General features: G+C 60.4%; 22 protein-coding genes. 14 read left to right on the top strand and 8 right to left on the bottom strand.

Going from position 1 to position 24,076, the window contains the following annotated elements; all coding sequences use genetic code 11:
* Window positions 1-32: 32 nt before the first annotated feature.
* The gene (locus tag BMH52_RS06350) at window positions 33-251 is read left to right on the top strand and encodes a DUF2970 domain-containing protein (protein ID WP_019820265.1); all 219 of its coding nucleotides are present in this window, start codon (window positions 33-35) and stop codon (window positions 249-251) included.
* Here the strand turns inward: BMH52_RS06350 and BMH52_RS06345 are convergent.
* Window positions 248-1,315, bottom strand: a complete 1,068-nt coding sequence (locus BMH52_RS06345; protein ID WP_060767570.1) for an ABC transporter substrate-binding protein — start codon at window positions 1,313-1,315, stop codon at window positions 248-250. The two genes, BMH52_RS06350 and BMH52_RS06345, sit on opposite strands and share 4 nt — an antisense overlap.
* A gap of 425 nt (window positions 1,316-1,740) precedes the next feature.
* On the opposite strand from BMH52_RS06345, the gene BMH52_RS06340 reads away from it, so the two are divergent.
* The 4 genes from BMH52_RS06340 to poxB all read left to right on the top strand — a co-directional run bounded on the left by BMH52_RS06340 (window position 1,741) and on the right by poxB (window position 7,104).
* Entirely contained in the window at window positions 1,741-3,399 is a 1,659-nt protein-coding gene (locus tag BMH52_RS06340; RefSeq protein ID WP_032903543.1) for a nitrite/sulfite reductase, read from the top strand.
* Complete coding sequence (locus BMH52_RS06335) at window positions 3,383-3,877, top strand: DUF934 domain-containing protein (protein ID WP_003190711.1); 495 nt, start codon at window positions 3,383-3,385, stop codon at window positions 3,875-3,877. The genes BMH52_RS06340 and BMH52_RS06335 overlap by 17 nt, the downstream gene beginning before the upstream one ends.
* Before the next feature lie 191 nt (window positions 3,878-4,068).
* Entirely contained in the window at window positions 4,069-5,301 is a 1,233-nt protein-coding gene (locus BMH52_RS06330) for an NADH:flavin oxidoreductase/NADH oxidase family protein (RefSeq protein WP_038449965.1), read from the top strand.
* Between the two features lie 78 nt (window positions 5,302-5,379).
* Window positions 5,380-7,104 carry a ubiquinone-dependent pyruvate dehydrogenase gene (gene poxB, locus BMH52_RS06325; RefSeq protein WP_069868415.1) on the top strand — a complete coding sequence of 575 codons (1,725 nt, stop codon included), beginning with the start codon at window positions 5,380-5,382 and terminating at the stop codon, window positions 7,102-7,104.
* Between the two features lie 113 nt (window positions 7,105-7,217).
* Here poxB and BMH52_RS06320 read toward each other — a convergent pair whose 3' ends face one another.
* A complete protein-coding gene (locus tag BMH52_RS06320; RefSeq protein ID WP_020301562.1) occupies window positions 7,218-7,775 on the bottom strand; it encodes an NADPH-dependent FMN reductase in 558 nt (185 codons plus the stop codon).
* 227 nt (window positions 7,776-8,002) lie between these two features.
* Between BMH52_RS06320 and BMH52_RS06315 the strand changes: the two genes are divergently transcribed.
* The gene (locus tag BMH52_RS06315; RefSeq protein WP_032874044.1) at window positions 8,003-8,239 is read left to right on the top strand and encodes a hypothetical protein; all 237 of its coding nucleotides are present in this window, start codon (window positions 8,003-8,005) and stop codon (window positions 8,237-8,239) included.
* Between the two features lie 49 nt (window positions 8,240-8,288).
* Here the strand turns inward: BMH52_RS06315 and BMH52_RS06310 are convergent, their stop codons facing one another.
* Window positions 8,289-8,627, bottom strand: a complete 339-nt coding sequence (locus BMH52_RS06310) for a hypothetical protein (RefSeq protein ID WP_073843193.1) — start codon at window positions 8,625-8,627, stop codon at window positions 8,289-8,291.
* Between the two features lie 183 nt (window positions 8,628-8,810).
* Between BMH52_RS06310 and BMH52_RS06305 the strand changes: the two genes are divergently transcribed.
* Window positions 8,811-9,719 (top strand): LysR substrate-binding domain-containing protein, encoded by a 909-nt coding sequence (locus BMH52_RS06305; RefSeq protein WP_073843191.1) that lies wholly within the window; start codon window positions 8,811-8,813, stop codon window positions 9,717-9,719.
* Window positions 9,720-9,723: 4 nt separating this feature from the next.
* On the opposite strand, the gene BMH52_RS06300 is transcribed toward BMH52_RS06305, so the two are convergent.
* The 3 genes from BMH52_RS06300 to dnaQ all read right to left on the bottom strand — a co-directional run bounded on the left by BMH52_RS06300 (window position 9,724) and on the right by dnaQ (window position 13,894).
* Window positions 9,724-10,293 (bottom strand): GNAT family N-acetyltransferase, encoded by a 570-nt coding sequence (locus BMH52_RS06300; protein WP_032903567.1) that lies wholly within the window; start codon window positions 10,291-10,293, stop codon window positions 9,724-9,726.
* A 20-nt stretch (window positions 10,294-10,313) separates the two neighbouring features.
* Window positions 10,314-12,569, bottom strand: a complete 2,256-nt coding sequence (locus BMH52_RS06295) for an Orn/Lys/Arg decarboxylase N-terminal domain-containing protein (RefSeq protein ID WP_073843189.1) — start codon at window positions 12,567-12,569, stop codon at window positions 10,314-10,316.
* Between the two features lie 584 nt (window positions 12,570-13,153).
* The gene (gene dnaQ / locus BMH52_RS06285) at window positions 13,154-13,894 is read right to left on the bottom strand and encodes a DNA polymerase III subunit epsilon (protein WP_164692278.1); all 741 of its coding nucleotides are present in this window, start codon (window positions 13,892-13,894) and stop codon (window positions 13,154-13,156) included.
* Between the two features lie 202 nt (window positions 13,895-14,096).
* On the opposite strand from dnaQ, the gene BMH52_RS06280 reads away from it, so the two are divergent.
* On the top strand, window positions 14,097-14,402 hold the full coding sequence (locus tag BMH52_RS06280; protein ID WP_003190695.1) for a DUF2388 domain-containing protein: 306 nt from the start codon (window positions 14,097-14,099) through the stop codon (window positions 14,400-14,402).
* Window positions 14,403-14,537: 135 nt separating this feature from the next.
* On the opposite strand, the gene rnhA is transcribed toward BMH52_RS06280, so the two are convergent.
* Together rnhA and BMH52_RS06270 are read right to left on the bottom strand one after the other, a co-directional pair.
* Window positions 14,538-14,990, bottom strand: coding sequence for a ribonuclease HI (gene rnhA / locus BMH52_RS06275; protein ID WP_003173571.1), 453 nt, complete (start codon window positions 14,988-14,990; stop codon window positions 14,538-14,540).
* A gap of 31 nt (window positions 14,991-15,021) precedes the next feature.
* Complete coding sequence (locus BMH52_RS06270; RefSeq protein WP_003190694.1) at window positions 15,022-15,780, bottom strand: class I SAM-dependent methyltransferase; 759 nt, start codon at window positions 15,778-15,780, stop codon at window positions 15,022-15,024.
* 65 nt (window positions 15,781-15,845) lie between these two features.
* Here BMH52_RS06270 and gloB point away from each other — a divergent pair, with 65 nt between their 5' ends.
* The 6 genes from gloB (at window position 15,846) to BMH52_RS06240 (ending at window position 24,076) form a co-directional block, all read left to right on the top strand.
* On the top strand, window positions 15,846-16,613 hold the full coding sequence (gene gloB / locus BMH52_RS06265) for a hydroxyacylglutathione hydrolase (RefSeq protein WP_020301566.1): 768 nt from the start codon (window positions 15,846-15,848) through the stop codon (window positions 16,611-16,613).
* Between the two features lie 98 nt (window positions 16,614-16,711).
* Window positions 16,712-18,112, top strand: coding sequence for a transglycosylase SLT domain-containing protein (locus BMH52_RS06260; protein ID WP_020301567.1), 1,401 nt, complete (start codon window positions 16,712-16,714; stop codon window positions 18,110-18,112).
* 210 nt (window positions 18,113-18,322) lie between these two features.
* Complete coding sequence (locus tag BMH52_RS06255) at window positions 18,323-20,152, top strand: extracellular solute-binding protein (RefSeq protein ID WP_014718255.1); 1,830 nt, start codon at window positions 18,323-18,325, stop codon at window positions 20,150-20,152.
* On the top strand, window positions 20,149-21,981 hold the full coding sequence (locus BMH52_RS06250; RefSeq protein WP_072434484.1) for an extracellular solute-binding protein: 1,833 nt from the start codon (window positions 20,149-20,151) through the stop codon (window positions 21,979-21,981). Before BMH52_RS06255 ends, BMH52_RS06250 begins: the two co-directional genes overlap by 4 nt.
* Window positions 21,982-23,055 carry a microcin C ABC transporter permease YejB gene (locus BMH52_RS06245; RefSeq protein WP_014718253.1) on the top strand — a complete coding sequence of 358 codons (1,074 nt, stop codon included), beginning with the start codon at window positions 21,982-21,984 and terminating at the stop codon, window positions 23,053-23,055.
* Between the two features lies 1 nt (window position 23,056).
* On the top strand, window positions 23,057-24,076 hold the full coding sequence (locus tag BMH52_RS06240) for an ABC transporter permease (protein ID WP_003190688.1): 1,020 nt from the start codon (window positions 23,057-23,059) through the stop codon (window positions 24,074-24,076).

Raw genomic sequence — 24,076 nt, 5'->3', positions numbered from 1 at the left:
CTCTGTACGATGACCCCGTTGACGAGGGCTGTATGGACGACCCAATCGATAACAAGCCGCCGACCTTCTGGCAGATGCTGCACAGCGTGATGGCGGCGGCTTTTGGTGTGCAAAGCGGCAAGAACCGCGCCCGCGATTTTACCCACGGCAAGCCTAGCCACTTTGTAATGCTGGGCATCCTGTTTACGGTGGTGTTTGCCTTGACCTTATTTGGCATCGTCAAATTGGTGCTGCACCTGGCCGGGGTTTAACGCAGCAGTAGTTGCAAGCTGAACGGGTAACGGTAGGACGGGGGCTTGCCCACCGCCGACAGTGCGCGAAATTCCACCGACCGCATGGGCCCCATCAGGCGCCGTGCCTGGGCAACATCGATCAATTGGAACAAGGCCTGTTGGCGGTTGCGACCGCCAAGCGCGCCGATATCGACACCCTTGGCATCATCATGGATCAACACCATTGCCCAGCCGCCCAGGGTGAAGTGCCCCGCCACCAGCGTACTCAGGCGCCCGTCCAGGCGTGCTGCAAGGATCTGCGGCGAACTGTTGACCGCACTGAACAACACATCCTTGCCCGGTACCCGACCGCTGTCTTGCAGGGCCTGCATGGCGCCCAATGCCATCTCATCATTGGCCGACCACACCAGGGCCGATTGTGGATAGCGCTTGAGCATCTGCGTGGCTTGTTCGTAGGCGCGCTGGCGGTTCCATTCACCGTAGACCAACTGGCGCAGGCGCACTTGCGGATGTTCGGCCAGGGCGCGGCGCAGGCCCTGTTCACGCAACTGCGCCGCCGGTGTGGTCTTGGCACCGGAAAATGCCAGCAGGTCCAGCGTTGCGCCAGAAGCGATCGGCCCGTGTTGGCGCAACAAGTCGGTCAACATCAGGTAGCCGGCCTGCTCGTCGTCCGCGACCATGCTGCCGATCAACCGGGTGTCGTGGTAGGCATCCAAGAGCTGCGTCTGGTCGGGCGTCAGGGCGTTGTTGACGATCAGTAATTTCACCCCGCTGCCCTGGGCCATGCGCATGATTTGCGGGGCAACGTATTGCTCATTCACCAGCACCAGGTAATCAGGTCGTTCAGTGCCCAGCAATGCCTCTCGCGCATGGGCCAGGGTGACTTGGTTGTCACGCTCGGAATAGCGCACACGCAAATCCAGGCCGAGGTCCTTGGCGCCGGCCTGCATGAATTGCGCATAACTGACCCAGAAGGTTTCCGAAGACCGGCCAGGGTTGAGAAACACCACCGACGCAGCCTGGGCGATTGCCCCGTACGCCGACCCCAGCAACCACACACACGCCATCAGAACCTTCAACATGGTTGTCTGAACCTTGAACATAGAGCGCCATGATAGTGGCAATTAGATATTCAATCGAGGTTCAATCAACCCGCTGCTTTACTGGTGGCTAACCCAGAACACGGCGGTTCCCACCACCAGGATGATCAAAAATAAAATGGCCCAGGCATCCACAGTACTGTCGGGTTTACGGGCTTTGGTGGAATTGCTCATCGCATCGCCTCTTGTCGGTTTTATAGGTGACTGCACTAAGACTCGATCACAGTAAAGACCAGAGTTTTCCCTATGACAAATGTGGGTATGGCGATAACGGTTCTCATTAGTCAGTTTGGTTATTTACATATACCCAAACATCACTTTTGCGCATATACGCAAACTGGTATCGTGCGCCGGCTCCGTTGGGAGTGCGCGGCCGTGCGCGCAGATTTGCCGAGAACAGGACCTATATGTACGTATACGACGAATACGATCAGCGCATCATCGAGGACCGCGTCAAGCAGTTCCGTGATCAGACCCGACGCTACTTAGCAGGTGAACTGAGCGAAGAAGAGTTCCGCCCTCTGCGCCTGCAAAATGGCCTTTATGTGCAGCGCTTTGCGCCGATGCTGAGGGTGGCCGTGCCCTATGGCCAACTGACGTCGCGCCAGACGCGAATGATGGCCAAGATCGCCCGCGACTTCGACAAAGGCTATGCCCACATCAGCACCCGCCAGAATGTGCAGTTCAACTGGCCGGCCCTGGAAGATGTACCGGACATCCTGGCTGAACTGGCTACCGTGCAGATGCACGCCATTCAGACCAGCGGTAACTGCCTGCGCAACGTGACCACCGACCAATTTGCCGGCGTCGCTGCCGACGAGTTGATCGACCCGCGGCCGTGGTGTGAAATCGTGCGTCAGTGGACCACCTTCCACCCCGAATTCGCCTACCTGCCGCGCAAGTTCAAGATCGCCATCAATGGCTCGACCTCGGACCGTGCCGCCATCGAAGTGCACGACATCGGCCTGGAGCCGGTGTACAACGCCGCCGGCGAGCTGGGTTTTCGCGTATTGGTCGGCGGTGGCCTGGGCCGTACCCCGGTGGTCGGTGCGTTCATCAACGAGTTCCTGCCGTGGCAGGACCTGTTGAGCTACCTCGACGCCATCCTGCGGGTCTACAACCGCTATGGCCGTCGCGACAACAAGTACAAGGCCCGGATCAAGATCCTGGTCAAGGCGCTGACCCCTGAGGTGTTTGCCCAGAAAGTCGATGCCGAAATGGAACACCTGCGCGGCGGCCAGACCACCCTGACCGAAGCCGAAGTGCACCGCGTCGCCAAGCACTTCGTCGACCCGGAGTACCAGGCCCTGAGCAATCAGGACGCCGAGCTGGCCGCACTCGACCAGCAACACCCAGGTTTCGCCCGCTGGCGCACGCGCAATACCCTGGCGCACAAGAAGCCCGGCTACGTGGCAGTGACCCTGTCGCTCAAGCCCACCGGTGTTGCCCCTGGCGATATCACCGACAAGCAGCTGGATGCCGTCGCCGACCTGGCCGAGCGCTACAGCTTTGGCCAACTGCGCACCTCCCACGAGCAGAACATCATTCTTGCGGACGTTGAACAAAGCCAATTGTTCACCCTGTGGGGCGAACTGCGCGAAGGCGGCTTTGCTACGCCGAACATCGGCCTGCTGACCGATATCATCTGCTGCCCGGGCGGCGACTTCTGCTCCCTGGCCAACGCCAAGTCGATCCCGATTGCCGAGTCGATCCAACGCCGTTTCGACGACCTGGATTACCTGTTCGACATCGGCGAGCTGGACCTGAACATCTCCGGTTGCATGAACGCCTGTGGTCACCACCACGTCGGCCACATCGGCATCCTGGGCGTGGACAAGAAAGGCGAAGAATTCTACCAAGTGTCCCTGGGTGGCAGCGCCAGCCGCGATGCGAGCCTGGGCAAGATCCTCGGCCCATCCTTCGCCCAGGAAGCCATGCCAGAGGTGATCGGCAAGCTGATCGACGTGTATATCGAACAGCGTACCGAAGATGAGCGCTTCATCGACACCTACCAGCGCATCGGCATCGACCTGTTCAAGGAGCGTGTCTATGCAGCGAATCATTAAGAACAACGCAGTCGTCGACGAAACCTGGCACCTGCTGCCCAAGGACGCGAGCTTCGACGGCATCTCCAACTGCGACGACCTGATCGTGCCGCTGGCACTGTGGCGCGAGCACGGCCATGCCCTCAAGGCCCGCGATGGCGGCCTGGGTGTGTGGCTGGACGCCGATGAAGAAGCCGAAGAAATCGGTGATGACGTGCAGCATTTTCAGGTCATCGCCCTTAACTTCCCGGCCTTCACCGACGGGCGCAACTACTCCAATGCCCGCCTGCTGCGTGACCGTTATGGCTACAAGGGTGAACTGCGGGCCATTGGCGACGTGCTGCGTGACCAACTGTTCTACCTGCACCGCTGCGGGTTCGATGCCTTCGCCTTGCGCGCGGACAAAGACCCGTACGAAGCGCTGGAAAGCCTCAAGGATTTCTCGGTGACCTATCAAGCGGCCACCGATGAACCTTTGCCGCTGTTCCGCCGCCGCTAACCTCCTGTAGGAGCGAGCTTGCTCGCGAAGAACGCAAGGGCGCCAAATACATCCAGGTGACCTGCGTTATCGTTCAAGTTCTTCGCGAGCAAGCTCGCTCCTACAGTTGCATCGCCCGTGATCGACTCCCGCTTGACATTAAAGTTAACTTTAAGCTTAGCCTGAGACCTCCCCTGCTCAGGAGTTAACCCATGTCACCGTTCGAATCGCTGCAACTGCCTAACGGCCAAGTCATCGCCAACCGCATCGGCAAGGCCGCGATGGAAGAGAACATGGCGGACCTGCATCAGGCACCGTCCAAAGCCTTGAAGCAGCTGTACAAGACCTGGGCCGACGGCGAACCCGGCCTGCTGCTGACCGGTAACGTGATGGTCGACCGCCGCGCCATGACCGGCCCTGGCGGTGTCGCGCTAGAAAACGAGCAACACCTGGCCAGTTTTCGTGAATGGGCCGACGTAGCCCGGGCCAAAGGTGTGCACTTCTGGGTACAGCTCAGCCATCCGGGCCGCCAGACCATGGCCAACCTCGGTCAACAAGCGTTGGCCCCCTCGGCTATTGCGCTGGATGTGGGCAGTTTTTCCAAGATGTTCGCCAAACCCAAGGCCATGACCGAAGACGACATCCAGGACGTCATCAAGCGCTTCGCCACCAGCGCCCGCCTGGCCGAGCAAGCCGGGTTCACCGGCGTACAGATCCACGGCGCCCATGGTTATTTGTTGAGCCAATTTCTCTCGCCCTTGAGCAACCATCGCACCGACCGCTGGGGCGGCCCCTTGGAAAACCGCGCACGCCTGTTGCTGGAGGTCGTCCGTGCCGTACGTGCCAGCGTCAGCCCTTCATTTTGTGTGTCGGTAAAGCTCAATTCCGCAGACTTCCAGCGCGGCGGCTTCGATGAGACCGATGCGCGCGCAGTAGTGGAGATGCTCAATACACTGCCGATCGATTTGCTTGAGTTGTCCGGCGGCAGCTATGAAGCGCCGGCCATGCAAGGTGAGGCGCGGGACGGCCGCACCTTGGCCCGTGAAGCCTACTTTTTGGATTTCGCCACACAAATGGCGAGCATCGCCACCATGCCACTGATGGTGACCGGAGGTATTCGCCGCTTGCCGGTGGTCCAGCAAGTATTGGACAGCGGCATCGCCATGGCCGGCATCGCCACCGCCCTGACCCTGGAGCCGCAACTGATCAAACAGTGGCGTGAAGGTCGCGACCTCAACCCACAACTGCGGCCCATGGAATGGAAGCGCAAACCCCTGGCCGCCCTCGCCACCCTCGCCGTGGTGCGCGACCAGATGCGCCGTCTGAGCCGCGGCCGCCTGCCCAACCCCAACGTTGCGCCCTGGCTGGCATTGGCCTGTGACCAGTGGTTTATCGCGCGGCGTACGCGGCAATACCGCGCAAGCATGACGCAATCTTCACATTAAAGGCGGAGCATTCGCCGTGATTGAACTGTCCCCTACTGATCAGCAGTTTTTCAACCTCACTGACGATTGGAGTTCCTCATGGCGAAAATCAACCTGGCCCAGCAGTTGGCGACCACCCTGGAACAAGCGGGTATCAAGCGTATCTGGGGGCTCACCGGCGACAGCCTCAATGGCCTGACCGACGCCCTGCGCAGCATGGACAGCATCGAGTGGATGCATGTTCGCCACGAGGAGGTCGCCGCCTTCGCTGCCGGTGCCGAAGCGGCGGCCACCGGCGAGTTGACGGTGTGCGCCGGCAGTTGCGGGCCGGGCAACCTGCATTTGATCAATGGTTTATTCGATTGCCATCGCAACCATGTGCCGGTGCTGGCGATTGCCGCGCAAATTCCATCTTCGGAGGTTGGCCTGAATTACTTTCAGGAAACCCATCCCCAGGAACTGTTCAAGGAATGCAGCCACTTTATCGAGCTGGTGAGCAACCCCGAGCAGATGCCTCAGGTGCTGCACCGTGCCATGCGTTCGGCGATCCTCAACCGAGGCGTGGCGGTGGTGGTGATTCCGGGAGATGTATCGCTGCTGGAGGTGGAAGATAAGCTCAAGCCGTGGCCGGCCTTGCACGCACCGCGCACCCTGCCGGTTGAGCAGGACTTGCAGCGCCTCACCGACATGCTCCAGAGCAGCGAGAAAGTCACTCTGCTGTGTGGCAGCGGCTGTGCCGGTGCCCACGATCAAGTGGTGGCGCTGGCCGACGCCCTCGGCGCGCCGGTGGTGCACGCACTGAGGGGCAAGGAGCATGTGGAGTGGGATAACCCGTTCGACGTCGGCATGACCGGCCTGATCGGTTTCAGCTCCGGCTACCACGCCATGCTCGATTGCGACACCTTGGTCATGCTCGGCACCGACTTCCCTTATCGCCAGTTCTACCCGACCGACGCCAGGATCATCCAGGTGGACCGCAACCCCCAAGCCCTGGGGCGTCGTGCGACCCTGGATCTGGGCATCGCCGCCGACGTCAGTGAAACCATCGCCGCGCTGTTGCCGCGCCTGACCCGCAAGACCGATCGCAGCTTCCTCGAGACCTCCCTGAAGCACTACGAAAAAGCCCGCCAAGGCCTGGATGACCTGGCGCAACCGTCCAAGGCCGGCCGGCCGATCCATCCCCAGTATGTGGCGCGCTTGCTCAGCGAGCTGGCCGATGATGATGCGATCTTTACCGCCGATGTCGGCTCACCCACCGTGTGGGCGGCGCGTTATCTGAAGATGAACGGCAAGCGCCGGCTGATCGGCTCGTTCAACCATGGCTCGATGGCCAACGCCATGCCTCAGGCTATCGGCGCCCAGGCAGCATTCCCTGGACGGCAGGTGATCTCGATGTCTGGGGACGGTGGTTTCACCATGTTGATGGGGGATTTCATTTCCCTGGCGCAACTGCAATTGCCGGTCAAACTTGTGGTGTTCAACAATTCGTCCCTAGGCTTTGTCGCCATGGAGATGAAGGCTGCAGGTTACCTGGACACCGGGACCGAGCTGAAAAACCCGGACTTTGCGGCCATGTCCAATGCCATGGGCATTTTGGGCATACGTGTGGAGCAATCCGAAGACTTGGAGCCGGCACTGCGCCGTGCCCTGGCCCACGATGGCCCGGTGTTGGTGGATGTGGTGACCGCGACTCAGGAACTGGTGATGCCGCCGAGCATCAAGCTGGAACAGGCCAAGGGGTTCAGCCTGTACATGCTCAAGGCGGTGATGAGCGGGCGTGGCGATGAGGTTATCGAACTGGCACGCACCAACTGGTTGCGATAACCCCATTGTGGGAGCGGGCTTGCTCGCGAAGGCGGTGTATCAGCCGATGATGTCTCTGCTGAACCACCGCCTTCGCGAGCAAGCCCGCTCCCACATTTGAGCGCATTGCCAAATCAATCCTTCTGTTTTTCTACCCACTTACCGTAGGCATCGATGAATGCCTGCAGGAACGGCTTGGTCTTTTCCGACACCTTCCCCGCCTCATCGAACACACTGCCTGCCCCGCCCAGATAGGCTTCCGGCTGTTGCATGCACCACACATCCAGGAACACCAGGGACTGGCGCAAATGGTGGTTGGCGCCAAAACCGCCAATGGCACCCGGCGACACGCTGATGATCGCCCCGGGCTTGCCACTCCAGGCGCTTTGCCCGTATGGGCGCGAGCCCACGTCAATGGCATTTTTCAAGGCCGCCGGCACGGAGCGGTTGTATTCGGGGGTGACGAACAGCACCGCGTCGGATGAACTCACTTGTTTGCGGAAAGTACTGTAGGCTGCGGGCGGTGTTGCACCGTCGATGTCCTCGTTGTAGAGCGGCAAGTCGCCGATTTCAACAATGTTCAACTTGAGATTGGCAGGGGCCAGTTCGGCCAGGGCCAGGGCGACCTTGCGGTTGATCGACTCTTTTCTCAAGCTGCCCACCAGGACGGCAATCGTGTAGACCTTGCTCATTGAGGTTTCCCGACTTCTGAATAAAGGAGCTTGTAGTTATAGAGGCTTCGCGGCGCGTTCACCAGAGGGTTGTGCGGATTCCCTCGACGTTTTCCTTGCAAGCACTTGCGTAGGAAGCGTCTGAAAATATCAGCGAATAGTATTTTTTTCTTATAGGTAAACTACCCCGCTCCCTGACGGTCTACAGAACCGCAAATCGAGTGTTTATCTCCAGAGGTTCTAAACAGATGGCTGCAGTACTTGTTGGACAGTTTCATGCCAGAGACGCGGAAGGCCGCGTGTATTCGGTGCATGAGTTTCAGGAATCCAACCCGGCGCAAGGCGACCTGGCCGGATCGACGCCCACCACGACCTACAAGCTGGCCATTGGCGACCGTGTAGAAAAGCTGGAAGGTGATGAATTCAAACTGATCCAGTCGGGCACCATTCTCGTGCGCGAGTCCGAAACCACTCTGGCATCGTAAGCGCTTGCCTTGTTCACCTGCTCAGTCCTGGGGGCTGGGCTGGGGACGTTCATGGGCGGCGGATCTGCGTCACCTCTATGCCCTGCTCGTCTTGCTTGAGCGTCACCAGCACTTGGCCGTGCTCCCCTTGCACGGTAAACATCGAGCGCTTGTAACCTGCTGCGTTGTACGCGGGGTAAGCCTCCACCTCCCTGATCAGGCTGATCCCCACGACTGCGCCCACCTGCTCGCCCACCTGTTGCTGGGAGCGAATAAAGGCTTCCAGTGCGAGATTGTCCGGCGTCGGTTCATCCTGATGATTGAAGAAGTAAGCCGCCAGGCCTCCCACGGTCACCAGGACCACGAGTTGCTTGGCCGTTACCCCGAAGAAAGTCGAGGGTAGAGGCATATGAGACCAGACCTGTTTTTTATTTTAAGTACCGGCAAACCGGCAGGGGTCGTTGCTGATCAGACCCGCCATTCTAATGGGGTCCTGGCTGAGCGCCATAGGCCGGGACGACCCCGGCAGTCTTTTTTGCGCACGAAGGCCTGCGCCATTGAATCCCCTGCGCACTGCACATAGACTCCGGCCATGCGTTTACGTCATATCGAAGTGATTCAGGCCATCTTGCAGACCGGCCACCTCGGCACCGCCGCCGAGTGGTTGCAACTCCCCGTGGGCGATGTAGACGCCACCCTCAAGGATGCCGAGCAGCAACTGGGCTTCATGCTGTTCGCCAGCGTGCGCGGGCGCTTGCAGGCCACGCGGGAAACCCTGGAGTTGCAGGCACAAATCACAACTCTGTATGAAGCCCTGGAGCCGTTGCAACGCCTTGCCAGCCGCTTGAAACACCATCATGCTCCGCCCCTGCGCGCCCTCTGCACGCCGCCGTTGGCCAACCAACTGTTGCCGCAGAGCATTGCCGCGCTGCGTCGACGCTTCCAGGACATGCCGTGCAACCTGTCGAGCCGGCCAGTTGGCGAGATCATCAACAGCCTGCTGCTACATGAAGCCGATGTCGGCCTGAGCCTGCATGACCCAGAACACCCCCATATCCAGAGCACGGTGCTGGCCCAAGGCAAATTGCAGTTGCTGGCCCCCCATGGCTGGCTCAAGCCCAAGCAAAAGTACATTGCGCTGCAGGAGTTGGCCGGCCAATCGTTGATCGGCCTTGAAGGCCATGATCCGCTCAGCCGTTTGCTGGACGCCAAGCTGCATGCCCTGCGGCCGGTGCCCGTGGTGCAGACGCGCGTACAAACCTACCCGATGATGCGCGGCCTGGTGGAAGCCGGAGAGGGCCTGGCGATTGTCGACCCGTTCACCGCCTTGGGTGCACGCGAGTCCGGGCTTGATGCGTGCCCGGTGTCACCACCGATAGTGGTCAGCCTGTATGCGCTGACCTTGAAAGACGCTGCGGCCTCCCCTGCATTGAATGCGCTGCTGGAGATCGTCATCCAGAAAGCCGAAAGCCTGCTTGGTAACGACACCAAGCCCCTGTAGGAGGTCAGACCGCCTCCACTTGCGCCTTGAACAACCGATACCAGAAAATCGCGACCTCGCGGGTTTGCGGGTCAATCCCGCGATAACGCAGTTGATCGATGCCGCCCATTACATAGCCACAACGCTCATACAGGCGACAGGCGCCGAGGTTGTTGTTCTGGGTCTCAAGCATCATGCCCGGAAGGTTCTTCTTGCGAGCCCAGAACTGCGCCACGTCCAACAACGACTTGGCCACGCCATGTCGACGCGCCGGTAACGCCACAGCCAACTCGTCAACATGGGCGAAACCGTTCCAGTTGGTGCTGACCACGATATGCCCCACTGCGCGGTCATCCAGGTACGCCATGAAGATCGAGCTGTCGGCGGCATCACGAAAACTGGCGAATTCTTCCGGGTCGATGCCATAGCACTTGCGGTACGGCAGCACTTTTTCCACCGGCCATTGGTCGACGCGCTGGCCCATTTGCGGCACCCCATAGGCGCTGACTTCAAAGCTGAAATCGTTGCCCCACACATAGGCGTCAAAACCTTCGTCGGCGACTCGCACACTGAGCCCTGGATACTTCGGGTTCATCACAGCTTGCATAAACTTCCTTAACCCTTGATGCAATCGACGGTGTAACGACGGCCACTGCCGTCATCTTCGTGTTGCAGCCCATGCACATCCGCGACAAAACCGGGGAAACTGCTATCGAACGTGCGGGCAAATGCCAGGTAATCGATGATTGAACGGGTTGACTCGGTGAAGCGTTCGCCGGGCATGATCAGCGGTATGCCCGGCGGGTATGGCACCAGCATCACGGCGGCGATGCGTCCGGCCAAGGCATCGATGCAGACCGCCTCCACCTCGCCCCTGACCAGTTGGTCGTAGGCATCGGCGGGTTTCATCGCGATTTGCGGCAATACCGTATACATACGTTTGAGGTGCCTGGCCGTGGCATTACTACGGTAACAGCTGTGCAACTGGTCGCAAAGGTCGCGCAGCCCCAGGCCTTGATAACGCGCCGGGCCTTGGGCATACACCGACGGCAAGCAACTGGCCAGGCTGACATTGGCATCGTAGCTACGCTTGAACTCCAGCAACTCAGTGAGCAAGGTGCTCCATTTGCCTTTGGTAATGCCCATGGAAAACAGCACGAGGAACGAATACAGCCCAGTCTTCTCCACTACCAGACCGCGCTCCCAGAGGAACTTGCTGACCACTGCGGCGGGAATCCCGCAATCGCTCAAGGCCCCTCCGGCGTTGAGGCCAGGCATCACCAGCGTGACTTTGATCGGGTCCAGCAATACGTAGTCTTCGACCACGTCGCCAAAGCCATGCCATTCATCCCCAGGGTGCAACAGCCAATCCGCCGTGGCGACCCGGTCGATGCCCGCGACCGAGGGTGGCTGCCAGATGGAGAACCACCAGTCTTGGGCCGCGATATGCTGGCGCAAGTTGGCCAGGGCACGGCGAAAACTCAAGGCCTCGTCGAACATTTCCTGAAGCAGCGAGCGTCCGGCCGGGCCCTCCATCATTGCCGAGGCCACATCCAGCGACGCGATGATGCTGTATTGCGGCGAGGTGGAGATATGCATCATGAAGGCTTCATTGAAGCGGTCACGGTCCAGTTGCCGTGCGCCGCCGTCCTGCACGTGGATCATCGACGCCTGGCTGAATGCCGCCAGCAACTTATGCGTACTGTGGGTGGTGAACACCAAGGGGCTGTCCGGCGTGCGCGAGGTGCCCATGCCATAGCGCCCGGCGAAGAACTCGTGAAAGGCAGCATAGGCATACCAGGCCTCATCAAAGTGCAGCACCTCGACACTGTTGCCCAGTTGCTGCTTGATCAGTTCGGCGTTGTAACACAGGCCGTCATAGGTGGAGTTGGTCACCACCGCCAATTTCACTTTCGGTGGTCGCCCACGGGTCAAGGGGCTGGCGTCGATCTTGGCGCGGATCGACTCAGGGCTGAATTCGCTCAGGGGGATCGGGCCGATGATCCCCAGCTCGTTGCGCTCCGGGCACAGGTACAGCGGGATCGCGCCGGTCATGATGATCGAATGCAACACCGACTTGTGGCAATTGCGGTCCACCAGCACCAGGTCATCGCGCCCCACCATGGAATGCCAGACGATCTTGTTGGCGGTGGACGTGCCGTTGATCACAAAGAACGTATGGTCGGCGCCAAAGTTGCGCGCGGCGCGGGCCTCGGCTTCGGCCAAAGGCCCGGTGTGATCGAGCAGCGAGCCCAGTTCGGGCACCGACACCGACAAGTCAGAGCGCAGGGTGTTTTCCCCAAAGAACTGATGAAAGGCCTGCCCCACCGGGCTTTTGCGATAGGCCACGCCACCGCCATGACCGGGGGTGTGCCAGGAATAATTGGAGTCGGCGGTGTGTTGCACCAGCGCCTTGAAGAACGGCGGCAACAGGCCATCCAGGTAAGTGCGTGCGGCGCGGGCGACCTGGCGCGCCAGAAACGGCACGGTGTCTTCGAACAGATATAGGATGCCGCGCAGTTGGTTGAGCTCGCTCATGGCATCGGCGGGTGCGTTTTCTAGCGTGACTTGCTCGCCCAGCGCAAAGATCGGCAGGTTGGGTGCGCGCAGGCGCGCCAAGCGAATCAACTCCACCATGTTCTGCAACAGATGGGTGTTTTCCCCAGCGCCTTCGGCGGCGATCAGCATGCAGGCCAGGCCGTGATGGGTAGCGGCCACTAGCCGCCCCTCGGCGTAGTCCACCGCAGAAAAAATACTGAAGCCCTCCTGTTCCAACTCCCTGGCGATGCCTCGAACCCGGTCACCGGCAACGGTGTCGGCCTTGATGTCACGGTGCACGATCAGAACGGGGAACTTCAGGTCCTTGTACATGAGCACTCTTACTCCGGAGGCTTTGCACAAAGGGTAGAAGCTGGAAGCAGATGTGGCGAATGAAGATTTCACAGGTGGTCGAGAGGTATCTACATAAGTCGCGAGGGAGCTTGCTCCCGTGACGGCCCGCCTGCCGGGCCATACCTGCCTCACACCCGCGATCAAACTGTGGGAGCTGGCTTGCCTGCGAATGCGGCCTGCCAGCCGACACTTATCTACCTGAGGCTCCGCAATCCAAATGTGGGTGGGCTGGGCCGGCATTCCGGCTTTTCCAAAGTGACCCGCTGTCAGAGCGCAACGCTAAGTGGCCGTTACCGCAGGAATGGAGATGTACCCAATCCAACCGTGTTGACTGTCAGGCCGCATTCGCGAGCAAGCCCGCTCCCACAATTTGATCGCGGGGCGTCAGGTCGATAGGCGTTGGCTGGCAGGCCGCTATCGCAGGCAAGCCAGCTCCCCCAGTTTGATCGCGCAGCGTCAGGTAGATAGGCGTTGGCTGGCAGGCCGTCACGGGAGCAAGCTCCCTCGCCACAGATGCAACTGTGTAAGTACCCATGGCTGAAAGCCTGCTCCTACATGAGCGGTTATTGCTGAGTGAGTTGAGTCCACAACGCCGGCGCACCGGCTGCCTTGGCAATCGCCTCCAGCCTTGCCGCATGCTCGGCCAGGTCCTGCTCGCTGGCACGGATGATCGGCGTCGGCTTGCGATCAGCTGGCAAGCGGCGGATTTCCGAAGGGCGGTTGCCCGAGCCTTCCGCCGAACCGCTGCCATCGGACGCATTACCGGCCAGGGACAGGCTGGTCTGCCCGCCGGTCATGGTCAGGTAAACGTCGGCCAGGATCTCGGAGTCGAGCAAGGCGCCGTGGAGTTCACGGCCGGAGTTGTCGACGCCATAGCGCTTGCACAAGGCATCGAGGCTGTTGCGTTGTCCCGGGTGGCGCTCGCGGGCCATCATCAAGGTATCGAGGATCGTGCAGTGTTGGGAGATGTCCGCACGGTCGGTCTGCCCCATCAGGGCAAATTCGTTATTGATGAAGCCGATGTCGAACGCCGCGTTATGGATGATCAACTGGGCGCCATTGATGAATTCGAAGAACTCATCGGCCACTTCGGCGAAGCGCGGCTTGCCCTTGAGGAATTCGTCGGTGATGCCGTGGACGCCAATCGCGCCCTCATCACTGTCGCGGTCCGGTTGCAGGTAGACGTGGAAGTGGCGGCCGGTCAGGCGGCGCCCCATCAGTTCGACACAGCCGATTTCGATGATCCGGTGACCATCGGTCACCGGCATGCCGGTGGTTTCGGTATCGAGTACAACAGATCGGATGGCCATCAGGGTTCAGCTCTCAACGGTTCGGTACAGTTCAAGGGGCGGGATATTAGCACGCTCTGTAAACGAAGCGCCCATGGCACCCAACCACCGGTGGACACCCAACAGTTATTTACAAGATTTCGCAAACTTGCTGCGGATTGCTACGCCCCTCATCGCTAACCTGCGCGCCTCCTCCAGATACGGAATTCCCTGACTCATGTTCAACCTGAAATGGCTGTTCATCCCCTGCCTGCTCAGCGCTGCCGGTGCGCAAGCCACCAGTTTCGTGATGACCACTGACGCCTTGGTGAGCCTGTCGATGAGTGCCACGGGCGGCACCAGCAGCAGCTTCAAGGACGACAAGATTGTGCTGGCAGCCAAGGCCGATGCCGCCTCGTTTGTCGCAAGCGAAGGTGCAATACGCGGTGCCCAACTAGAGTCAGCCTTGCGGCATATTCGCCAGACGAGAGTGGACCTGCGATACACGGACGAACAACTCGCCCGTGCGATCCTGGCTCTGTAAGCGACAACAATCACGGGATGTTTGTGATCAGGCCAACGTCTGCCTGCCTGAAGCTCAATGCCGTGCGGGTAGATTCGCCACACGCGATGGCGGCGGTGAAGCAGCGGCTCGAGCGGCCGCTGCGGTGTCGCTGACTCAGCTCTGCTTGTAGCCGCGCACTTCATCCACGCCACGGTTGGCCAACTGGTCGGCGCGCTCGTTGCCAGGGTGGCCAATGTGCCCGCGCACCCATTTCCAGGTGATGTCGTGACGGTTGCACTGTTCATCGAGCAATTGCCACAGGTCGGCGTTCTTGACCGGCTCCTTGGCCGCTGTCTTCCAGCCACGTTTTTTCCAGTTGACCATCCACTCGTTGATGCCCTTCATCACGTACTGCGAGTCGGTCACCAGGAGTACGTTGCAGCGTCGCTTGAGTTCTTCGAGGCCGCGAATCGCGCCCATCAGTTCCATGCGGTTATTGGTGGTATTGGCTTCGCCGCCCCACAGTTCCTTCTCCACGCCCTTGCACACCAGCAAGGCGCCCCAGCCGCCCGGGCCGGGGTTGCCCTTGCAGGCGCCATCGGTGAAGAGTTCTACGCTATCGGTCATCGGTTATTCGGCCTGAAATCAAAAAGAGGTTTTACGGTTCGCGTTGTTCGCGGTTGACCTTGGCCAACGGCATTGGCACGAGCTTGCCGATCGGCTCGCGGCGCACTTGTTGCACCGGTCGCAGCCCGACCACGATCTTGCGTGCAACCAGCAAATAAAAGCCGCCACCCGACAGCTGCCAGGCCCCTGCGCGGCGTTCCCAACCGGCCAGGCGGCCCTGCCACTTGGCCGTCGCAAGCGGCGGACGATAGCACCCGAAGCGGCGTTTCTCCAGCGCGAAGCCCAGCAGGTTGAGCCAGTCGCCCACCCGTGATGGCGCGATGCAACGCGCCTGACGCAGTCCGTCATGGGCGAACACACGGCGCAGGCCCCAACTGCTCCAGGGGTTGATGCCGACAATCAGTAAATGGCCACCAGGGCGCACGCTGCTCGCCGCTTCGCGCAACAAACCGTGGGGCGACAGGCAGAAATCCAGGCCATGCTGCAACACCACCACATCGGCGGCGTGTTCGCTCAACGGCCAGGCCTGTTCCTCGCAGACGATTTCCACACCTGGCAATGGCGCGCCCAGGCGTACATTGCGTTGCACCTGCGGTGCCGAGGGCGGCGTGTCGGCCGACGGCCCGTAATGCACCAGGTAGCCCCCAAAGAACCGGCCCAGCTCGTCTTCGAGCATGCGCCGCTCTTCTTCCAGCAAAAACTGCCCAATCGGCCCGGACAACCATTCGCGGGCGGCGCTGATCAGGGCCAGCCACTCAGGATCGGCCTGGGCGAACGCTTTATCAGTCATTGCATTCTCCAACTCGCCTAGACGTTCTAAGATGCACCAATGTGTTCAGCTTGGCGAATCGAAGAATGATACAGATCAGTGCCCTACCCGCCTTCACCGACAACTACATCTGGTTGTTACAAGACCCCACGACCCGGCGCTGCGCCGTGGTCGACCCCGGCGATGCCGCGCCAGTACTGGCCTGGCTCAAGCAGAATGCCGAGTGGCGCCTCAGCGACATTCTGGTCACCCATCATCACCATGATCATGTGGGCGGTGTGGAGCAACTGAAAACTGTCACCGGCGCCACGGTCTACGGCCCGGCCAACGAAAAGATCCCGGCGCGGGATGTGGCCTTGCAGGATAACGACCGTATCAGCGTGCTGGGCTGGGACTTCGACGTGTACGCCGTGCCTGGCCACACCCTCGGCCACATCGCCTTTTACCACCAGGGCGTATTGCTGTGTGGCGATACCTTGTTCGCCGCGGGTTGCGGTCGCCTGTTCGAAGGCACACCCGAACAGATGTACAACTCTCTGGAACGCCTGGCCGCCCTGCCCGCCGATACGCAGGTGTACTGCACCCACGAATACACGCAAAGTAACTTGAAATTTGCCCAGGCCGTGGAACCGCACAACGCCGACATCGCCGAACGGGTGGAAAATGTCGCCCAACTTCGCGCCCGTGGCCAGATGACGCTGCCATCCAACCTGGCCCTGGAAAAACGTACTAACCCTTTTCTGCGCACCGCTGAAACATCCGTTAAACAAAAAGCGGACGAACGGAACGGCCGCGACAACCGCTCTGGGGCCGAGGTGTTTGCTAGCTTGAGGGCTTGGAAAGATAAGTTCTAACCAGATGCAATCTGATACGTAATTTCTGAATGGTTGACCGGAACCAAAGCGCTTTCTAGAATCGCCCGACATTTTTGCCCGGAACTTACTTCCAGCCAATGTCGTCATCTATTCGTAAATCCATTTCTTCAGACGCATTGACCCGCCTGGCTCAAGCCGTGGCGGTGGCCGTTTCCGCGACTCTGGCGGGCTGCCAATCGACCAATTACGCTGCACAATCCACCGTGCAACCCAAACCGAATCTTGCTGCCAAGATCAAGCAAAAACCTATTTGGCTATCAGAGAAGCCCAGCCCCGAAGTACCCCAGGACGTCTGGGAACGCATGCGTCGGGGCTTTCAATTGCAGGACGGTGTCGGCGTCAACCCGCGCATCGAGCAACAGCGCCTGTGGTTCGCCAGTAACCCCTCCTTTCTGGAGAATGCCGGCGAACGCGGCAGCCTCTACATTCATTACATCGTCGAACGCCTTGAAGAACGCAACATGCCCCTGGAGCTGGCGCTGCTGCCAGTGATTGAAAGTGCCTACAACCCAATGGCCTATTCGCGCAGCGATGCGGTGGGCTTGTGGCAGTTCATTCCCTCCACCGGGCGCTACTTCAACCTGCGCCAGACCCGCGCCTACGATGGCCGCCGCGACATCACCGCCTCCACCACCGCCGCCCTGGACTATCTGACGCGTCTGCATGACATGTTCAACGGCGACTGGCTGCTGGCCCTGGCGGCCTATAACGCCGGCGAAGGCACGGTCAGCCGGGCAATCGAGCGCAACGAAAAGCTCGGCCTGCCCACTGACTACTGGAACCTGCCCCTGCCTCAGGAAACCAAGGACTATGTGCCCAAATTCCTGGCCTTGTCCCAGGTGGTACTGGCGCCCGAGGCCTATGGCGTCAACCTGAACCCGATTGCCAACACACCGTACTTCGAAGTAGTTGAAGTCAAGCAAAGCATGGACCTGTCACGGGTTGCCGCGCTGGCCGAGATCGACGAAGACGAACTGTTCCAGCTCAACCCGGCCTTGAAACAACGCACCACTCTGGATGGCCCCCAGCATCTGCTGGTACCAACCTCCAAGGCCCAACTGCTGACCAGCACCCTTTCGACGATGAAGCCGGAAGAATTGCTGAGCATGCGCCCCAAGAAGCCGGTGTTCGACGAAGTCGAGACCAAGGCGGTTGCCGGGCGTACCCGCAGCTACAAGGTACGCAGTGGCGATAACCTCACGCTGATCGCCAAGGCCAACAAGGTTGACGTGCATGACCTGCAGCGCTGGAACAAGCTCAACGGCCAGGCGCTCAAGGTCGGCCAGACCCTGGTGATGCAGGACACGCGTAAAGTCGCGGCGAAAAAACCGGTGCAGTACAAGGTCAAGAAAGGTGACTCGCTGTACATGGTGGCCAAGCGTTTCAATGTCGAGATGCAACATCTCAAGCGTTGGAACCCGCGCACCGGCCAGGCATTGAAGCCAGGGCAGATGCTGGTGGTTTCCGGGCCGCGCTAAGGCCTCAGGCATTCTGGGGAACCCCTGTGGGAGCGGGCTTGCTCGCGAATGCAGTGTGTCAGTCAACAGAGATGTTGATGTGCCACCCTATTCGCGAGCAAGCCCGCTCCCACATGGGCCTACAGCCAATTTCAAGATGCTTTTTCCAACCGGAACAAGCTGTTACTGTACCGATCATAAAGCCCAAGCCGCCTGGATCGGATCTCTGACTTGAAGCGTCCCCTCCTTCTACTAATAAGCCTGGCCTTGAGCTTTGCGGCGAACGCGACGATCACCGAGAGCCACGGTTATGCGCAGTTCGGCACACTCAAGTACCCGGCCAAATTCACCCATTACGATTGGGTAAACCCTGCAGCGCCCAAAGGCGGGACGCTGCGGGTGATGGCATTTGGCACCTTCGATACGCTCAACCCCTACACCTTCAAGGGTTCAAGCCCGGTTTCCACCGCCAACTTCCTGCAGTACGGCGTCAACGAGCTCAATGAACCCTTGATGGTGGGCACCGGGCAATACGCGCCGTCGGGCGATGAACCCACCTCCAGTTATGGCCTGATTGCCCAGTCGGTGGAATACAGCGAGGACCGCAGTTGGGTGGTGTTCAACCTGCGCCCCGAAGCACGCTTTCACGACGGCAAGCCGATCACCGCCGATGACGTGGCGTTCTCCTATCGCACCCTACTGACCGAAGGTCACCCGCAGTACCGCACCAATCTGCAAGAAGTGGCACGGGTCGATATCCTCAACCCTCACCGTATCCGCTTTGTGTTCAAGCGCGCCGGCAACCCCTTGCTGATCCTGCGCCTGGGCGAGTTGCCGGTGCTGCCCCAGCACTATTGGAAAAACCGTGATTTCAAGGCCACCACCTTCGAGCCGCCCCTGGGCAGTGGGCCTTATCGCATCACCAAGGTTGCGCCTGGGCGGCAACTGGTGTTTGAACGGGTCAAGGATTACTGGGGCAAAGACCTGCCGGTCAACCAGGGTTTCTATAACTACGACAAGGTTGAAGTGGAATTCTATCGCGACAGCGACGTGGCCTTTGAAGCCTTCAAGGCCGGTGAATTCGATATTTATATCGAGCATCAGGCCAAGAACTGGGCCACCGGTTACAACTTCCCGGCGGTCAACCGCGGCGATGTGATCAAGGCGCAGATCGCCCATCAGATCCCCACCCAGAGCCAGGGCCTGTTCATGAATACCCGGCGACCGGCGTTCAGCCAGGCCAAGGTGCGTGAAGCCCTGGGGTTGATGTTCGATTTTGAATGGACCAACCGCACGCTGTTCAGCAGCGCCTACAAGCGTTCAGTGAGCTATTACCCCAACAGTGAATTCTCGGCCACCGGTCTGCCCGTGGGCCATGAGTGGTTGATGCTCTCGCCCTACCGCGACCAACTGCCGGCCGCGCTGTTTACCCAACCGTTCAGCCTGCCGCACACCGATGGCCGTGGCATTCCCCGCGAAACCCTGCGCCAGGCCCTGGCCCTGCTCAGCGAGGCCGGCTGGAAACTGTCGGGGCAGCGCCTGCTGGACAAGGGCGGGCAACCGCTGCGCCTGGAAATCCTGTTGGTCAACCCGAACCTTGAGCGCATCCTGCAACCTTATGTCGAAAATCTGACCCGCATCGGCATCGACGCCCGCTTGCGCACCGTTGACCGCGCACAGTACAAACAGCGCCTCGATCAATTCGATTTCGACATGATTCTGATGACTCTCAACCAGACCTTGAGCCCCGGTCTTGAGCAGTGGCAGTACTTCCACTCCAGCCAGGCCGCAATCAAGGGCAGCAAGAATTACGCCGGTATCGCCAACCCGGTGGTCGACCACCTGCTGGACCAACTGCTGGCGGCGCAGACCCGCGACGAACAACTGGCTGCCGGCCGCGCCCTGGACCGGGTGCTGCTGTGGCAGCACTACAGCATTCCCAACTGGTACCTCAACTATCATCGCCTGGCGTACCGCAACCGGTTCGCCTTCGTCACCACGCCGCCCTACAGCCTGGGCCTGAGCGCGTGGTGGCTGAAAGCTTCGGAGAAAGCCCAATGATGTCCTTGCGTACTACCCTGCTCGCCAGCCTGTTGCTGTGCACCGCGGCGCACGCCGCGCCGCAACATGCGCTGACCCTCTACAACGAGCCCCCCAAGTACCCCGCCGACTTCAAGCATTTTGACTACGTAAACCCCGACGCACCCAAGGGCGGGACCTTCCGCGAATCGGCCATGGGCGGCTTCGACAGCCTCAACCCCTATATCAGCAAGGGCGTGCCGGCAGACAACCTGCCGCTGATCTACGACACCTTGGCCATGCAAAGCCTGGACGAACCCATCACCGAATACGGCCTGGTGGCTGGCAAAATCGAAAAAGCCCCGGACAACAGCTGGGTGCGCTTCTACCTGCGCCCCGAAGCGCGCTTCCATGATGGCCACCCGATCCGCGCTGAAGACGTGGTGTTCACCTTCCAGACCCTGATCAAGGAAGGCAACCCGCTGTACCGCAACTACTACGCCGACGTCGATGAAGTCGTGGCTGAAGACCCGTTGCGCGTGCTGTTCAAGTTCAAGCGCACCAACAACCGCGAATTGCCGCTGATCCTGGGGCAGTTGCCAGTGCTGCCTAAACACTGGTGGGCGACCCGGGATTTTTCCAAGGGCAATCTGGAAGTCCCCTTGGGCAGCGGGCCTTACCAAGTGGCGGAGGTCAAGCCAGGCCGTATGATTCGCTACGAGCGGGTCAAGGATTATTGGGCCAAGGACCTGCCGGTCAATAAGGGCTTCTACAACTTCGATACCCGCATCACCGATTACTACCGCGACAGCACCGTCTCCCTGGAAGCCTTGAAGGCCGGGCAGTTCGACTACTGGCTGGAGTTCAGCGCCAAGAACTGGGCCAATGCCTACAACATTCCGGCGGTGAAAGAGGGCCGCTTGATCAAGGAAGAAATCCCCAACGGCAACCCCACCGGCATGCAGGGCTTCGTGTTCAACATGCGCAAGCCGATGTTCCAGGACGTGCGGGTGCGCAAGGCCATCAGCCTGTTGCTGGATTTCGAATGGAGCAACAAACAGCTGTTCAACGGTGCCTACACCCGTACCCGCAGCTATTTCGAAAACTCGGAAATGGCCGCCACCGGCCTACCCGGTCCGGACGAGCTGGCGATTCTCGAGCCGCTGCGCGACAAGATCCCTGGCGAAGTCTTCACCCAGGCATTCGAACCGTCCCACACCGACGGCAGCGGCATGATTCGCACCCAACAGCGCGAGGCCTACCAACTGCTGCAAGAAGCGGGCTGGAAGATCGTTGACGACAAAATGGTCGACAATACCGGCAAACCGGTGACCATCGAGTTCCTGCTGGCCCAGACCGAGTTCGAGCGCATCCTGCTGCCGTTCAAGCGCAACCTGGCGGACCTGGGCATCGACCTGGTGATTCGTCGGGTGGACGTCTCGCAGTTCGTCAACCGCCTGCGCTCCCGCGACTTCGACATGCTGGTGGGCAGCTTCCCGCAATCCACCTCGCCGGGTAACGAGCAGCGCGAGTTCTGGAAATCCTCCAGCGCCGACAAGCCCGGCAGCCGCAACTACATGGGCCTCAAGGACCCCGCCGTCGACCAGTTGGTGGAAGAGTTGATTGACGCCGGTTCGCGGCAAAGCCTGATCGCCCACGCCAGGGCGCTGGATCGCGTGCTGCAGTTCGGCTACTACGTGATTCCCAACTGGCACATCAAGACCTTCCGCGTGGCGTACTGGGACCACCTGGGCCACCCCAAGATCTCGCCACGCTACGACGTCGGCACCGCGACCTGGTGGAGCAAACCAGACGTCACCCCTGCCGTCCCCCTGGACACACGCGCCGATGCGGCGAGCGGAGGCGATTGAATGCTGGCCTATATTGTTCGCCGCCTGTTGCTGATCATCCCCACGCTGTTCGGGATCTTGCTGATCAACTTTGTCATCATCCAGGCCGCTCCCGGCGGCCCGGTGGAGCAAATGATCGCCAAACTCGAAGGCTTCGACGGCGCCACCAGCCGCATTGCTGGCGGCGGCGCCGAAGTCGCGGTGGCCGGTTCCAGCTACCGTGGCGCCCAGGGCCTGGACCCGGCGCTGATCAAGGAAATCGAAAAGATGTACGGCTTCGACAAGTCGGCGCCGGAACGCTTGTGGATCATGGTCAAGAACTATGCCCAGCTGGACTTCGGTGACAGCTTTTTCCGGGACGCCAAGGTCATCGACCTGATCAAGGAAAAGATGCCGGTGTCCATTTCCCTGGGGTTATGGAGCACCCTGATCATGTACCTGGTGTCCATCCCCCTGGGGATCGCCAAGGCCACGCGCCACGGCAGCCATTTCGATGTGTGGACCAGCTCGGCGATCATCGTCGGCTACGCGATACCGGCGTTCCTGTTTGCGATTCTGCTGATCGTGGTGTTTGCCGGTGGCAGTTATTTCGACTGGTTCCCCTTGCGCGGGCTCACCTCCAACAACTTCGAGGAGTTGAGCTGGGGCGCCAAGATCCTCGATTACTTCTGGCACCTGGCGCTGCCCGTCACTGCCCTGGTGATCGGCAACTTCGCGACCATGACCCTGCTGACCAAGAACAGCTTTCTCGACGAAATCAACAAGCAGTACGTGGTCACCGCCAAAGCCAAGGGCCTGACCAATCGCCGGGTGCTGTATGGCCACGTGTTCCGCAACGCCATGCTGCTGGTGATCGCCGGTTTCCCTTCGGCCTTCATTGGCATCTTCTTTACCGGCTCGTTGTTGGTGGAGGTGATCTTCTCCCTCGACGGCCTGGGCCTGATGAGCTTTGAAGCGGCGATCAACCGTGACTACCCAGTGGTGTTCGGCACGCTGTTTATCTTCACCCTGCTGGGGCTGATCGTGAAACTGATCGGCGACCTCACCTACACCCTGGTCGATCCGCGAATCGACTTTGCCAGCCGGGAGCATTGAGATGAACCTGTCCCCCCTCAATCGCCGCCGGTTCGAGCGGTTCAAGGCCAACAAGCGTGGCTGGTGGTCGCTGTGGCTGTTTCTGGTGCTGTTCGTGCTGAGCCTGGGCGCCGAGTTGATCGCCAACGACAAGCCCCTGGCGGTGCACTTCGACGGCGGCTGGTACTTCCCGGCGCTCAAGCGCTACCCGGAGACTACCTTCGGCGGTGAATTCCCGCTGGAAGCCAACTACAAGAGCCCGTATATCCAGGAACTGCTCAAGGCCAAGGACGCCTGGACCTTGTGGGCGCCGATTCCGTTCAGCTACCAGAGCATCAATTACGACCTGAAAGTCCCGGCCCCGGCGCCGCCGTCCTCGGTCAACCTGCTGGGCACCGATGACCAGGGGCGCGATGTGCTCGCGCGGGTGATCTACGGCTTTCGCGTGTCGGTGCTCTTCGCCCTGACCCTGACCATACTCAGCTCGATCATCGGCGTGATTGCCGGCGCCTTGCAGGGCTTTTATGGCGGTTGGGTCGACCTGGCCGGGCAACGTTTCCTGGAGATCTGGTCCGGCTTGCCGGTGCTCTACCTGCTGATCATCCTGGCCAGCTTCGTGCAACCCAACTTCTGGTGGCTGCTGGGGATCATGCTGCTGTTTTCCTGGATGAGCCTGGTGGATGTGGTGCGCGCCGAGTTCCTGCGCGGGCGCAACCTGGAGTACGTGCGCGCGGCGCGGGCGCTGGGCATGCAGAACGGCGCGATCATGTTTCGTCACATCCTGCCCAATGCGATGGTCTCGACCATGACCTTCCTGCCCTTCATCCTCACCGGCGCCATTGGCACCCTCACCGCCCTGGACTTTCTCGGCTTCGGGCTGCCGGCAGGTTCGCCGTCGCTGGGTGAGCTGGTGGCCCAAGGCAAGTCCAACCTGCAAGCGCCGTGGCTGGGCATGAGTGCCTTTGCGGTGCTGGCGATCATGTTGAGCCTGCTGGTGTTTATCGGCGAGTCCGCTCGCGATGCGTTCGACCCGAGGAAATGA

Source organism: Pseudomonas sp. BTN1 (genome assembly GCF_001907715.1).
Classification (GTDB): Bacteria; Pseudomonadota; Gammaproteobacteria; order Pseudomonadales; family Pseudomonadaceae; genus Aquipseudomonas; species Aquipseudomonas paracarnis.
Note: the sequence above shows the minus strand (reverse complement) of the source record. Positions and strands in the feature narration are given on the sequence as shown.